Below are 13983 nucleotides of genomic sequence, written 5' to 3' on the forward strand. Positions count from 1 at the left end.
CGTGTGCTGCATTTTTGACGCATTCATTTATTGGTATCGCATGAACCCCATCGTAATTAATCGGCTTCAACGGAAGCTGGGCTACACTTTTCATCATCAGGAGTTGTTGCAACAGGCATTAACCCACCGCAGTGCCAGCAGCAAACATAATGAGCGTCTCGAGTTTTTAGGCGACTCTATTTTAAGTTTCGTGATTGCGAATGCGCTTTATCATCGTTTCCCGCGTGTGGATGAAGGGGATATGAGCCGCATGCGTGCCACGCTGGTTCGGGGTAATACCCTTGCGGAAATCGCGCGCGAATTTGAACTGGGCGAATGTCTGCGTCTTGGGCCGGGTGAACTGAAAAGCGGCGGCTTCCGTCGTGAATCTATTCTTGCCGATACGGTCGAAGCATTAATTGGTGGTGTGTTCCTGGACAGCGATATCCAGACCGTCGAAAAGCTGATCCTGAACTGGTATCAGACCCGTCTGGACGAAATCAGCCCGGGCGATAAACAGAAAGATCCCAAAACGCGTCTGCAGGAATATTTGCAGGGTCGTCATCTGCCGCTGCCATCTTATCTGGTGGTGCAGGTTCGTGGCGAAGCGCACGATCAGGAATTTACCATCCATTGCCAGGTCAGTGGCCTGAGTGAACCGGTGGTGGGCACAGGTTCAAGCCGTCGTAAGGCTGAACAGGCTGCCGCCGAACAGGCGTTAAAAATGCTGGAGCTGGAATGAGCGAAGATAAGACCTATTGCGGATTTATTGCCATCGTCGGACGTCCGAACGTTGGCAAATCTACTCTGCTGAATAATCTGCTTGGGCAGAAGATTTCTATCACCTCGCGTAAGGCGCAGACCACGCGTCACCGCATCGTTGGTATCCATACTGAAGGCGCGTATCAGGCGATCTACGTCGATACCCCGGGCCTGCACATGGAAGAGAAGCGTGCTATCAACCGTCTGATGAACAAGGCGGCGAGCAGTTCGATTGGCGACGTGGAGCTGGTGATTTTCGTTGTGGAAGGCACCCGCTGGACGCCGGACGACGAGATGGTGCTGAACAAGCTGCGCGACGGCAAAACGCCGGTCATCCTCGCCGTCAACAAAGTTGACAACGTGCAGGAAAAGGCCGATCTGCTGCCGCATCTGCAGTGGCTCGGTAGCCAGATGAACTTCCTTGATATCGTCCCGCTGTCTGCGGAGACGGGGCTGAACGTGGACACCATCGCGGGCATCGTGCGTAAGCACCTCCCGGAAGCGATTCACCACTTCCCTGAAGAGTACATCACCGATCGTTCTCAGCGCTTTATGGCGTCTGAAATCATCCGTGAAAAGCTGATGCGTTTCCTGGGTGCTGAACTGCCGTACTCTGTGACGGTGGAGATCGAGCGTTTCCAGAGCAACGAGCGTGGCGGCTACGACATCAACGGCCTGATCCTCGTTGAGCGTGAAGGGCAGAAGAAGATGGTGATCGGCAACAAAGGCGCCAAGATCAAAACCATCGGCATTGAAGCCCGTAAGGACATGCAGGAGATGTTCGAAGCGCCGGTTCACCTCGAACTGTGGGTGAAAGTGAAATCTGGCTGGGCCGATGATGAGCGTGCTCTGCGCAGCCTCGGTTACGGCGAAGACCAGTAACTCAAGACGACGAGCATATGGATGGATGGCAGCGCGCCTTTGTCCTGCATAGTCGTCCCTGGAGCGAAACCAGCCTGATGCTGGACGTCTTCACGGAAGAGTCGGGCCGCGTGCGCCTTGTTGCGAAAGGCGCACGTTCCAAACGTTCTAACCTGAAAGGTGCCTTACAGCCTTTCACGCCGCTGCTGGTACGTTTTGGTGGGCGAGGGGAAGTTAAAACCCTGCGCAGCGCCGAAGCCGTCTCCCTGGCGCTTCCTCTCTCGGGCATCACGCTCTACAGCGGCCTGTATGTCAATGAACTCATCTCACGCGTTCTTGAACATGAGACGCGCTTCTCTGAACTTTTCTTTGATTATCTGCACTGTATCCAGGCGCTGGCTGGCGCAACCGGCACGCCCGAGCCTGCGCTGCGGCGTTTTGAACTGGCGCTGCTGGGCCATCTTGGGTACGGGGTCGATTTTCTGCACTGTGCGGGCAGCGGTGACGAAGTTGAAGACACCATGACCTACCGCTACCGCGAAGAAAAGGGCTTTATTGCCAGCATCGTGATCGACAACAGCACCTTTACCGGGCGCCAGCTCCGGGCACTGTATGAGCGCGAGTTTCCCGATCAGGATACCCTGCGCGCAGCAAAACGCTTTACCCGGATTGCCCTCAAGCCGTATCTTGGCGGCAAGCCCTTAAAGAGCCGCGAATTATTCAGGCAGTTTGTGCCGAAACGTTAGACCACAGAATCGAAAAGAAAACCGAGGATTGTCATGGCTGAATTACTGTTAGGCGTCAACATCGATCATATCGCCACGCTGCGTAATGCGCGCGGCACGGCGTATCCCGATCCGGTTCAGGCGGCGTTTATCGCTGAACAGGCTGGCGCCGACGGCATTACCGTTCACCTGCGTGAAGACCGTCGCCACATCACCGACCGCGACGTGCGCATTCTGCGCCAGACGCTGGATACCCGTATGAATCTGGAGATGGCGGTCACCGAAGAGATGCTGGCGATTGCCTGTGAGACTCAGCCGCACTTCTGCTGCCTGGTGCCGGAAAAACGCCAGGAAGTGACGACCGAAGGCGGTCTGGATGTGGCCGGTCAGCTCGACAAAATGCGCGATGCCTGCAAGCGCCTGGCGGATGCCGGTATCCTGGTTTCGCTGTTTATTGACGCCGATTTCACCCAGATTAAAGCGGCAGCCGACGTGGGCGCGCCGTATATCGAAATTCACACCGGCTGCTATGCCGATGCCAAAAATGATGAAGAGCAGGCGAAAGAGCTGGAGCGTATTGCTAAAGCGGCCACCTACGCGGCGAGCCTGGGTCTGAAGGTCAATGCCGGTCACGGCCTGACCTACCATAACGTGAAGGCCATTGCCGCCATCCCGGAAATGCACGAGCTGAACATCGGTCACGCGATCATTGGCCGTGCGGTGATGAGCGGCCTGAAAGAGGCCGTCTCAGAAATGAAACGCCTGATGCAGGAAGCGCGTCAGTAATGGCCATTCTGGGCTTAGGCACCGATATCGTTGAAATAGCTCGCATTGAAGCGGTGATCGCCCGCAGCGGCGATCGCCTCGCAAGGCGCGTGCTGAGCGATAACGAATGGGCCATCTGGGAAGCGCATCAGCAGCCGGTGCGTTTTCTGGCGAAGCGCTTTGCGGTAAAAGAGGCGGCCGCCAAAGCCTTCGGGACCGGCATTCGTAACGGTCTGGCGTTCAACCAGTTTGAAGTCTTTAACGATGAGCTGGGTAAGCCAAGCCTGCGCTTATGGGGCGAGGCGCAAAAGCTGGCCGAGAAGCTGGGCGTGAATCACGTCCACGTGACGATCGCCGATGAGCGTCACTATGCCAGCGCAACGGTGATCATCGAAAGTTAAAGTTTGTCCGCGTGGTGCATCAGGACAAACTTATCCCACAGCTGCTCTTCGCTCTCGACGTGTGCCGGATCCTTCAGGATGGTATTGGGGATCGGGCACACTTTCTGACAGGTCGGCGTCTCATAGTGGCCGATGCATTCGGTGCAGCGGTCGCTGTTAATCTCATAAATGCTGTCGCCCATCGAAATGGCCTGGTTCGGGCATTCGGGCTCGCACATATCGCAATTAATGCATTTTTTGGTAATTAACAACGCCATCAGGAAATTCTCAGAAACAACACAAACTGGGCGGGCATTATACGCGTCAAACGAGTTTCTTTACCAGTTCTTCGCTGTGGCGAATGCGCTCGGGCGCACGCTCCAGATCCTGCTGCACCAGCGCCATAAACAGCAGGTCCGTCAGCATCATTTGTGCGCTGGTGGACGAGATAGCCGCGCTGCGCGTGGCCTGTTCCTCGGCAATGGTATATAAACAGCGCGTGGCCCGCTGCTGCAGGGCATTCGGCGTAAAACCGGTGATCGCCAGAATTTTACCGCCGACGCGCAGGACTTCATCGGTGGCCATGTTGATCTCGCGGCGCTCGCCGGAATAGGAGATCGCCAGCAGCAGATCGTCAGGATCCATCGCCTGTACGGTCGCCAGCAGGGCGTGCATATCCTGCTCGACGATGGCGTTAAGGCCAATTTTTGTCAGCTTCCAGCCAAAGTTACGCGCCACAAGTCCGGACGCGCCGATGCCGGTCAGAATGATTCGCCGCGCGCCGCGCAGCATCGCCACGCTCTCCAGCAGCTTCTCTTCCGTATTCACATCAAGCGTCGCATGCATGGCCGCCACATTCTCTTTGATCAGCTTTTCGCCGACCAGCCGCATCGGATCGTCTCCGCGGATCTGATTATGCACCGGCATGGACTGCGGATTGGGGTTACTGACCAGCGCTTCACTGATCGCCAGCTTGAGGGCGGGGAATCCCTTAAAGCCAATCTTCTGCGCAAATTTCACCACGCTGGACTGGCTCACCCCGGCTTCACTCGCCAGCTGCTGCGAACTGAGATGGCGCGCGTGGTCGGGCTGAGAAAGCAGAAAATCCGCCAGCTTCTTGTCGCTTTGGGCAAAGCCTGCGTAGCGCTGGCGAATGCGAATTAAACAGTTCATACGGTCTCCTGGCGAAAATGTGATTATCTGCGCAAATACGGATTTTGCTCGCCTGAATGAATTTTATATTCCATTATAGTGTGATTATTATGAATTAAAAATTCTTGAGGTACAAAAATGAATCTTGGCTCACTTGTTTCTGAAACGCGTAACCCGCAAACCATGGATCTGGATGCGCTCTCCACCCTGGAGCTGGTTAACCGCTTTAATCAACAGGATACGCTGGTCGCGCAGGCAGTGAAAGAGACATTACCTGAGGTGGCGAAAGCGGTCGATGCGGCGGCGGAAGCCCTCAAGGCCGGTGGACGCATTATTTACATGGGGGCGGGAACCAGCGGGCGTCTTGGGGTCCTGGACGCGTCAGAATGTCCGCCAACCTTTGGGGTGCCGCATGGTCTGGTGGTTGGGCTGATTGCCGGTGGACCCGGTGCGCTGCTGAAAGCCGTTGAAGGGGCGGAAGATAACAAACAGCTGGGCGAGAATGACCTGAAGGCGCTGAATCTGACGGCGAAGGATCTGGTGGTCGGGCTGGCGGCATCCGGGCGCACGCCGTACGTGATTGGCGGGCTGGAATACGCTAACCAGACCGGCTGCACGACGGTCGCCATCTCCTGTAACCCAGGCTCACCGATTGCACAGGTGGCCGCTATCGCTATCTCTCCGGTGGTTGGGCCGGAAGCGCTCACCGGCTCCACGCGCCTGAAATCCGGGACCGCGCAAAAGCTGGTGCTCAATATGATCTCCACCGGCGCGATGGTGAAGTTCGGCAAGGTGTATCAGAACCTGATGGTGGATATGCAGGCCACCAACGTCAAGCTGGTGGACAGAGCCTGCCGCATGGTGATGGAGGCGACGGGCGCAGGGCGTGAAGAGGCGGAAGCGGTGCTCAAACAGACCGATCACGATGTTAAGCCTGCCATTCTGATGATCTTAAGCGGGCTGGATGCGGCGAGCGCGAGAGCCAAACTCGATGCGCATAACGGCTTCTTACGGGCGGCATTAGAAAACTAACAGAGGCGTGTATGGACAAAACAGCAGCGCTCGCCAGCGGTATCCTGCAGGGGATCGGTGGGGAAAAAAATATTCAGCGTCTCGAAAACTGCATGACGCGCGTGCGCGTCGAGGTGCATAACGACGACCAGCTTGACGTGCCACGTCTGAAGCAACTTTCCGGCGTCAGCGGCTACGTGAAACAGGGTCAGCAGCATCAGCTGATCGTCGGCCCGGGGAAAGCGGCGCAGGTTGTCGATGCCATGCGGGCGCTGATGGGCGTTAGCGCGAGCGTGTCGATTGACGATGCTGAGCGCACCAAAGCGCAGGTGAAGGCCAAATATAAAGCCCCGATGAGCGACGCGCTGCGACAGCTCGCAAACGTCTTCATTCCGCTGATCCCGGCGTTTATTGCTTCGGGCCTGATCACCGGGATCATCAATATCCTCAAGCGACCGGATATTGTGGGGGATTTCGCCACGCAGTATCCGAACCTGCTGGGGATTCTCGGGATCTTCGGCAGCGCGGTGTTCGCCATCATGAACATTCTGGTCGGGGTCAATACCGCGAAGGTGTTTGGCGGATCGCTGGCGATGGGCGGGGTGATGGCGGGCATCTTGTCCAGCCCGCAGCTGGCGCAGATCACGCTGTTTGGTGAGGCGCTTCAGCCGGGCCGCGGCGGGGTGATCGCGGTGCTGCTGGTGGTCATCCTGATGTGCTGGATCGAGAAACGGCTGCGCGCGGTTCTGCCAGGCTCGATTGAGCTGATTCTCAACCCGCTGCTGACTACGCTGATTACCGGTAGCGTAGCGATTGTCGCCCTCCAGCCGTTAGGCGGGTGGATCTCTGAAGCCATCGCCCACGGTGCGTCGCTGGCGATTGACCGCGGCGGCCTGTTAGTGGGCGCGGTGCTGTCGGGTACTTTCCTGCCGCTGGTGCTGACCGGGCTGCATCAGGGTCTGGTGCCGATCCACGTCGAGCTGGTGCAGGCGCACGGCTGTAATGCGCTGCTGCCTATCCTGTCGATGGCGGGGGTAGGGCAGGTCGGTGCGGCGATTGCCGTACTGATGAAAACCCGCAACGCGCGTCTGAAAAAGGTGATTAAAGGCGCACTCCCGGTCGGCCTGCTCGGTATTGGCGAGCCGCTGATTTTTGGCGTCACGCTGCCGCTGGGTAAACCGTTCCTCGCGGCCTGTCTGGGCGGCGCGGTAGGCGGGGCGCTGATCAGCTACTGGAAGGTCGCAACCGTTATTACCTTTGGCATTTCGGGTTTACCGCTGGCATTAACCATCGTGACCGGAAAAGTGATGCTCTATCTGTTAGGCTATTTAGTAGCGGTGATCGCCGGGTTCCTGTTTACCTGGCTATTAGGATTCAACGACCCAGAGGAGTAAGGTTTGGCAAATCACGCGCGTCGCGTTGTCTTTTTCGACCTGGATGGCACGCTGCATCAGCAGGATATGTTTGGTACGTTTATGCGTTACCTGCTGCGGCGTCTACCTCTGAATGCGCTGCTCGTGCTACCGCTCTTACCGGCGATCGGTATCGCGCTGCTGGTGAAAGGCCGTGCGGCGCGATGGCCGATGAGCCTGCTGCTGTGGGGATGTACGTTTGGGCACAGCGAAGCGCGGCTTAAACAGCTGGAGCAGGATTTTGCGCACTGGTTTCGCGGCCACGTCGCCGCCTTTCCGGTGGTGCAGGCGCGCCTGACCGGCTATCTCGATGCGAATGATGCGGACATCTGGCTGATTACCGGCTCCCCGCAGACGCTGGTGGAGCAAGTCTATTTTGATACCCCCTGGCTTCCGCGCGTGAATCTTATTGCCACGCAAATTGCCCGCGGCTACGGCGGTTGGGTACTGACGATGCGCTGCCTGGGGCATGAAAAAGTGGTCCAACTGGAGAAACGCATCGGTACGCCGCTGCGCCTGTACAGCGGCTACAGCGACAGTAAACAGGACAACCCGCTGCTCTATTTTTGCCAGCACCGCTGGCGCGTTACGCCATCAGGTGAACTCCAGCAACTCGAATAGTCTTATCCATAATCGGCGTGTATAATGCCGCCCGCTTTTCGACTGGAGTATCAACCGTTGTCCAACCCTGAACTCGACCATGAATACTGGATGCGCCATGCGCTGACGCTGGCTCAGCGTGCCTGGGACGAGGGCGAAGTGCCCGTGGGCGCCGTGCTGGTCCACAATAACCAGGTGATTGGTGAAGGATGGAACCGCCCCATTGGTCGCCACGATCCTACCGCGCACGCCGAAATCATGGCGCTTCGTCAGGGCGGTCTGGTGCTGCAAAACTATCGCCTGCTTGATACCACGCTGTATGTGACGCTTGAGCCGTGCGTGATGTGTTCCGGGGCGATGGTACACAGCCGGATCGGGACTCTGGTCTTTGGGGCGCGGGATGAAAAAACCGGCGCGGCCGGTTCACTGATGGACGTGCTGGGTCACCCGGGGATGAACCACCAGGTGAAGACTATCGGCGGGGTGCTTGCACCAGAGTGTTCGGGGCTATTAAGCGATTTCTTTCGAATGCGCCGTCAGCAGAAAAAGCAGCAAAAGGCAGAATTGAAGCCGTCGGCCGATTAAGCTCGTCCGGCGCCACGACAGGGTAGCTTTGGGCCAGCTGTTTGGCCTCTGTCGCCTCTTTCTCTTTTTCCAGCAGATACCCGACCAGGCTAATCTGATATTTACGGATATTTTCCACGTAGGCGTAGGCTTCATGCCCGCGCGCGTAGCCGTACGTCAGCTTGTTATACCATGGCTTCTGGCTCAGCAGCGGCAGCCGCTGCTTTACGTCTGACCAGCTGTCCGGGTTGCCTTTCGTTTTTGCCGTCAGCGCTCGCGCATCCAGCATATGCGCATAGCCCATATTGTAGGCCGCCAGCGCGAACCAGATCCGCTCCTCTTCCGGCACCGTTTCCGGGACTTTGGCCATCATATCCTGCAGGTAGCGCGCGCCGCCGCTGATGCTCTGTTCCGCATCGGTACGGTCATTGACGCCCAGGCTCAGCGCGGTATTTTTGGTTAACATCATCAAACCACGTACGCCAGTCGGAGACGTGGCCTGGGTATCCCAGTGGGATTCCTGATACGAAATAGCCGCCAGCAGTTTCCAGTCAATTTCCTGGGCGTATTTTTCGAACAGCGGCTGCAGGTCCGGCAGGACGCTGTCTACCGCACGCAGGAAGCTGCGGGTGTCAACGTAGTCAAAGTCATCACCATGCCCGAGGTACTTCTCCTCCAGGCGCGCCAGCGTACCGTCTTCATTCATGGTGTTGAAGAAATCGAGCATCGCGGCAGAGAGGGTCTGATCGTCATCAAGCTGAGTAAACCAGGTCACAGGCTGCTCGTCGGTGACGTCCAGCGCCACGGCGATTTCAGGATGCACCCGCTGGAACAGGCTGATCGCGACCGAATCGGCGATGGTGTAGGGGACTTTCTGATCTTTTACCTGCTCCAGCAGTTCCGTCGTGCCGAGTTTCGCATCCACCGTCCAGCTCAGGTCCGGATATTTCTTCTCCTTGAGTTCACGCAGATCGTCAATCACCACGTGACCAGGGGCAATCGTCAGCTGCCGATCGTTAATCGAGGCCAGCGAGCGCGGGCGCAGGCTCCCGACGCGATAAACCAGCTGCTGCGAAACGGAGTAGTAGGTCGGGCCTGGCTGGTAGTTTTTGCTGCGCTCGCTGTTATACACCAGCCCGGCGGCAAGCATATCGGCATCGTCGTTATCGAGGTCATCAAACAGCTGGTTGATATTCTGGCGGACGGTGATTTTTAGCTTCACGCCAAGATAATCGGCGAACTGTTGTGCCAGCTCATAATCCAGGCCAATGATTTTGCCGTTGATGTCGCTGTAAATCAGCGGAGAGTTAAGGGTACTGACGCGCAATTCCCCCCGCTCCTGAATGGCGGCGATACGGTTTTCGGCTTTGCCGATCCAGGGGAGGGAAGGCCAGAGGGCCACTGCCAGCAGCAACGTTACAATGCCGATGAGCAGATAATTAATCTTTAATTTTTTCAATTAGTTAATTCTCTGCGACGCCGGTTGCCTCAGTCTGCTGTAGCCATGTTAACAATAAGGTTTGCCATTGAATGAGCGGCATTTTGCGTAAACTTGCGCCACTTGGCAACCAATTAGAGAGACAGGTCACATCTATTGTTAAATCTCTTCGTCAATTTTATTTCGACGCAAACGGTTTCGTCGGCGCTCAGGATTCTCTATAATGACGCCCGTTTTCCCCCCTTGCGCACACTGTAAGCGCCCCGGCGCTTCGAAGACGAGAGACTTATGATGGAAATTCTGCGTGGTTCGCCTGCACTGTCTGCCTTCCGTATTACCAAACTGCTGGCACGTTTTCAGGCGGCCGACCTTCCGGTAAGCAATATTTACGCTGAGTATGTCCATTTTGCTGACCTGAATGCCCCCCTGAATGCAGAGGAGCGCGTACAGCTGGAACGCCTGCTCAAGTATGGCCCAAGCCTCAGCAGCCATACGCCAACCGGCAAACTGATCCTTGCGACGCCGCGTCCGGGCACCATCTCCCCCTGGTCTTCCAAAGCCACCGACATCGCCCACAACTGTGGCCTGAGCCAGATTAACCGTCTGGAGCGCGGCGTGGCGTACTACGTGGAAGCCTCTACCCTGAGCGACGCGCAGTGGCAGGCGGTTGCGGCTGAACTGCACGACCGCATGATGGAGAGCGTATTTGCCTCTCTTGATGACGCGCAGAAGCTTTTCTCCCACCATCAGCCTGCGCCGGTACAGAGCGTGGACCTGCTGGGGCAGGGCCGTCAGGCACTGATTGACGCCAACCTGCGTCTCGGCCTGGCGCTGGCAGAAGACGAAATCGACTACCTGCAGGATGCGTTCGTTAAGCTCAACCGTAACCCGAACGACATCGAACTCTATATGTTCGCGCAGGCGAACTCTGAGCACTGCCGTCACAAGATTTTCAATGCCGACTGGATTATTGACGGCGAACAGCAGCCAAAGTCGCTGTTCAAAATGATCAAAAACACCATGGAGCAAACCCCTGACCACGTGCTGTCTGCCTATAAAGACAACGCCGCGGTGATGGAAGGTTCCGAGGTGGGCCGCTTCTTCGCCGATCGCGAAGCAGGGCGCTATGACTTCCATCAGGAGCCCGCGCATATCCTGATGAAGGTTGAAACCCACAACCACCCGACCGCGATCTCCCCGTGGCCGGGTGCGGCGACCGGCTCCGGCGGTGAAATCCGTGACGAAGGGGCGACCGGTCGTGGTGCAAAACCCAAAGCCGGTCTGGTCGGTTTCTCCGTCTCCAACCTGCGTATCCCGGGCTTTGAACAGCCGTGGGAAGAAGATTTCGGCAAGCCAGAGCGCATTGTGACCGCGCTGGATATCATGACCGAAGGCCCGCTGGGCGGCGCGGCGTTTAACAACGAATTTGGTCGTCCGGCGCTGAACGGTTACTTCCGTACCTATGAAGAGAAAGTGGACAGTCACAACGGCGAAGAGCTGCGCGGCTACCACAAACCGATCATGCTGGCGGGCGGGATCGGCAACATCCGTGCCGATCACGTGCAGAAAGGCGAGATCGTCGTCGGCGCGAAGCTGATCGTGCTCGGCGGCCCGGCGATGAACATCGGTCTGGGCGGTGGTGCGGCCTCTTCGATGGCCTCCGGCCAGTCTGATGCGGATCTCGACTTCGCGTCCGTGCAGCGTGACAACCCTGAGATGGAGCGTCGCTGCCAGGAAGTGATCGACCGCTGCTGGCAGCTGGGCGACGCTAACCCGATCCTCTTCATCCACGACGTGGGCGCGGGCGGTCTGTCTAATGCCATGCCGGAGCTGGTGAGCGACGGCGGCCGCGGTGGTCGTTTCAACCTGCGCGATATCCTGAGCGATGAGCCGGGCATGAGCCCACTGGAAATCTGGTGTAACGAATCCCAGGAGCGCTACGTGCTGGCCGTTGCGGCGGATCAGCTGCCGCTGTTTGACGAGCTGTGCCGCCGCGAGCGCGCGCCGTATGCCGTCATCGGTGAAGCGACCGAAGAGCAGCACCTGACTCTGAGCGACACCCATTTCGACAACCAGCCGATCGATCTGCCGCTCGACGTCCTGCTCGGTAAAACGCCGAAGATGACCCGCGACGTGCAGACCCGTAAAGCGGCGGGCAAAGCGCTGGATCGCCAGGGCATTACCGTGGCTGAAGCCGTTAATCGCGTGCTGCACCTGCCAGCTGTTGCTGAGAAAACCTTCCTGGTGACCATCGGCGACCGTACCGTGACCGGTATGGTATCCCGCGATCAGATGGTTGGCCCGTGGCAGATCCCGGTGGCAAACTGCGCCGTGACCACCGCGAGCCTCGACAGCTATTACGGCGAAGCGATGGCGCTGGGCGAACGCACCCCGGTCGCGCTGCTGGACTTCGCGGCCTCTGCCCGTCTGGCGGTCGGTGAAGCGCTGACCAACATCGCCGCCACGCAGATTGGCGACATCAAACGTATCAAGCTCTCCGCAAACTGGATGGCCGCTGCCGGTCACCCTGGCGAAGACGCTGGCCTGTATGAAGCCGTGAAGGCGGTGGGTGAGGAGCTGTGTCCTGCCCTCGGCCTGACCATTCCGGTGGGCAAAGACTCCATGTCGATGAAAACCCGCTGGCAGGAAGGTAACGAGCAGCGCGAGATGACCTCCCCGCTGTCGCTGGTGATCACCGCGTTTGCCCGCGTGGAAGACGTGCGTCACACCGTTACGCCGCAGCTGGCGACCGAAGATAACGCCCTGCTGTTGATTGACCTGGGTAAAGGCCACAACGCGCTGGGCGCCACCGCGCTGGCGCAGGTTTACCGTCAGCTTGGCGATAAGCCAGCCGACGTGCGCGACGTGGCGCAGCTAAAAGGCTTCTACGACGCCATCCAGGCGCTGGTGGCGCAGCGTAAGCTGCTGGCCTACCACGACCGTTCCGACGGCGGCCTGCTGGTAACCCTGGCAGAGATGGCCTTCACCGGCCACTGTGGGGTTGAAGCCAACATCGCTACGCTGGGTGAAGATCGTCTGGCGGCGCTGTTTAACGAAGAGCTGGGCGCCGTGATTCAGGTGCGTGCGGCAGATCGCGACGCGGTTGAAGCGATTCTGGCGCAGCACGGTCTGGCAGACTGCGTGCACTATCTGGGTAAAGCCGTTAAGGGCGATCGCTTCGTCATTGAAGCTGACGGTCACGCCGTGTTCAGCGAAAGCCGCACCACGCTGCGCATGTGGTGGGCGGAAACCACCTGGCAGATGCAGCGCCTGCGTGATAACCCGGAATGTGCCGATCAGGAGCACAACGCGAAGGCCAATGACCAGGATCCAGGCCTGAACGTGAAGCTCTCCTTCGACATCAACGAAGACATCGCCGCGCCGTACATTGCGACCGGTGCGCGTCCGAAAGTGGCCGTGCTGCGCGAGCAGGGCGTTAACTCCCACGTTGAGATGGCTGCCGCCTTCCACCGCGCGGGCTTTGACGCTATCGACGTTCACATGAGCGACCTGCTGGCCGGACGTACCGGTCTGGAAGATTTCCAGGCGCTGGTGGCGTGCGGTGGTTTCTCCTACGGTGACGTGCTGGGTGCGGGCGAGGGCTGGGCGAAATCTATCCTCTTCAACAGCCGCGTGCGCGACGAGTTCGAAACCTTCTTCCATCGTCCGCAGACCCTGGCGCTGGGCGTGTGTAACGGCTGCCAGATGATGTCTAACCTGCGCGAGCTGATCCCGGGCAGCGAAGCCTGGCCGCGCTTTGTGCGTAACCAGTCTGACCGCTTTGAAGCGCGCTTCAGCCTGGTGGAAGTGACCCAGAGCCCGTCTCTGCTGCTGCAGGGAATGGTCGGTTCACAGATGCCAATCGCGGTGTCCCACGGCGAAGGTCAGGTCGAAGTGCGTGATGCCGCGCATCTGGCTCAGCTGGAGAGCAAAGGTCTGGTAGCGCTGCGCTTTGTCGATAACTTCGGCAAGGTCACGGAAACCTACCCGGCCAACCCGAACGGTTCGGTGAACGGTATTACCGCGGTAACCAGCGAAAGCGGTCGTGCAACCATCATGATGCCGCACCCTGAACGCGTGTTCCGCACCGTGAGCAACTCCTGGCACCCGGAAAACTGGGGCGAGGACAGCCCGTGGATGCGTATCTTCCGCAACGCCCGTAAGCAGCTGGGTTAAGTTTTAGCGTCCTGACTGTAGGCCCGGTAAGCGCGAGCGCCACCGGGCTTTTTTGTCTCTGTCGCAAAATCGCGACAACACTTTGGTTTGGGTGTCTCCAAAAGGAGACATTTAACTTATTGATTTATATGTGGCAGGAAAGGTTCCCGTTAAGGTGT

The 13983-nt window shown here is 58.2% G+C and carries 13 protein-coding genes; 10 read left to right on the top strand and 3 right to left on the bottom strand.

From position 1 onward, the window contains the following. Nucleotides 1–40: 40 nt before the first annotated feature. Genes rnc through acpS form a run of 5 tightly spaced genes read left to right on the top strand, consistent with a single transcriptional unit; the run spans nucleotide 41 to nucleotide 3493 of the window. Nucleotides 41–721: a ribonuclease III gene (gene rnc / locus BFG58_RS11205; RefSeq protein WP_003860711.1), complete on the top strand. Its 681-nt coding sequence runs from the start codon at nucleotides 41–43 to the stop codon at nucleotides 719–721. After that, on the top strand, nucleotides 718–1623 hold the full coding sequence (gene era / locus BFG58_RS11210; RefSeq protein ID WP_069719826.1) for a GTPase Era: 906 nt from the start codon (nucleotides 718–720) through the stop codon (nucleotides 1621–1623). The genes rnc and era overlap by 4 nt, the downstream gene beginning before the upstream one ends. A gap of 17 nt (nucleotides 1624–1640) precedes the next feature. Beyond that, nucleotides 1641–2348: a DNA repair protein RecO gene (gene recO, locus BFG58_RS11215; RefSeq protein ID WP_023333058.1), complete on the top strand. Its 708-nt coding sequence runs from the start codon at nucleotides 1641–1643 to the stop codon at nucleotides 2346–2348. Nucleotides 2349–2381: 33 nt separating this feature from the next. Beyond that, nucleotides 2382–3113, top strand: a complete 732-nt coding sequence (pdxJ, locus tag BFG58_RS11220; RefSeq protein WP_069719827.1) for a pyridoxine 5'-phosphate synthase — start codon at nucleotides 2382–2384, stop codon at nucleotides 3111–3113. Then, on the top strand, nucleotides 3113–3493 hold the full coding sequence (gene acpS, locus BFG58_RS11225) for a holo-ACP synthase (protein WP_008502178.1): 381 nt from the start codon (nucleotides 3113–3115) through the stop codon (nucleotides 3491–3493). The genes pdxJ and acpS overlap by 1 nt, the downstream gene beginning before the upstream one ends. Here the strand turns inward: acpS and BFG58_RS11230 are convergent. Both BFG58_RS11230 and BFG58_RS11235 read right to left on the bottom strand, forming a co-directional pair. Next, the gene (locus tag BFG58_RS11230) at nucleotides 3490–3750 is read right to left on the bottom strand and encodes a YfhL family 4Fe-4S dicluster ferredoxin (RefSeq protein ID WP_008502177.1); all 261 of its coding nucleotides are present in this window, start codon (nucleotides 3748–3750) and stop codon (nucleotides 3490–3492) included. The genes acpS and BFG58_RS11230 overlap by 4 nt on opposite strands. A 46-nt stretch (nucleotides 3751–3796) precedes the next feature. Then, nucleotides 3797–4645 carry a MurR/RpiR family transcriptional regulator gene (locus BFG58_RS11235; RefSeq protein WP_045908534.1) on the bottom strand — a complete coding sequence of 283 codons (849 nt, stop codon included), beginning with the start codon at nucleotides 4643–4645 and terminating at the stop codon, nucleotides 3797–3799. A 117-nt stretch (nucleotides 4646–4762) separates the two neighbouring features. Between BFG58_RS11235 and murQ the strand changes: the two genes are divergently transcribed. From murQ to tadA, 4 genes are read left to right on the top strand one after another with little or no spacing between them, the layout of a single operon-like run. Continuing rightward, nucleotides 4763–5656 (top strand): N-acetylmuramic acid 6-phosphate etherase, encoded by an 894-nt coding sequence (gene murQ, locus BFG58_RS11240; protein ID WP_063622281.1) that lies wholly within the window; start codon nucleotides 4763–4765, stop codon nucleotides 5654–5656. An 11-nt stretch (nucleotides 5657–5667) separates the two neighbouring features. Next, entirely contained in the window at nucleotides 5668–7029 is a 1362-nt protein-coding gene (locus BFG58_RS11245; protein WP_063622280.1) for a PTS transporter subunit EIIC, read from the top strand. A 3-nt stretch (nucleotides 7030–7032) separates the two neighbouring features. Continuing rightward, the gene (gene yfhb, locus BFG58_RS11250; RefSeq protein ID WP_045908537.1) at nucleotides 7033–7668 is read left to right on the top strand and encodes a phosphatidylglycerophosphatase C; all 636 of its coding nucleotides are present in this window, start codon (nucleotides 7033–7035) and stop codon (nucleotides 7666–7668) included. Between the two features lie 24 nt (nucleotides 7669–7692). Then, nucleotides 7693–8232 (top strand): tRNA adenosine(34) deaminase TadA, encoded by a 540-nt coding sequence (gene tadA, locus BFG58_RS11255; RefSeq protein ID WP_045908538.1) that lies wholly within the window; start codon nucleotides 7693–7695, stop codon nucleotides 8230–8232. On the opposite strand, the gene mltF is transcribed toward tadA, so the two are convergent. Next, nucleotides 8120–9670 (bottom strand): membrane-bound lytic murein transglycosylase MltF, encoded by a 1551-nt coding sequence (mltF, locus tag BFG58_RS11260; protein WP_048029578.1) that lies wholly within the window; start codon nucleotides 9668–9670, stop codon nucleotides 8120–8122. The two genes, tadA and mltF, sit on opposite strands and share 113 nt — an antisense overlap. 267 nt (nucleotides 9671–9937) lie before the next feature. Here mltF and purL point away from each other — a divergent pair, with 267 nt between their 5' ends. Beyond that, a complete protein-coding gene (purL, locus tag BFG58_RS11265) occupies nucleotides 9938–13825 on the top strand; it encodes a phosphoribosylformylglycinamidine synthase (RefSeq protein WP_045908540.1) in 3888 nt (1295 codons plus the stop codon). Nucleotides 13826–13983 lie beyond the last annotated feature (158 nt).

This window comes from Enterobacter sp. ku-bf2 (assembly GCF_001742765.1).
Taxonomy (GTDB): Bacteria; Pseudomonadota; Gammaproteobacteria; order Enterobacterales; family Enterobacteriaceae; genus Enterobacter; species Enterobacter quasiroggenkampii.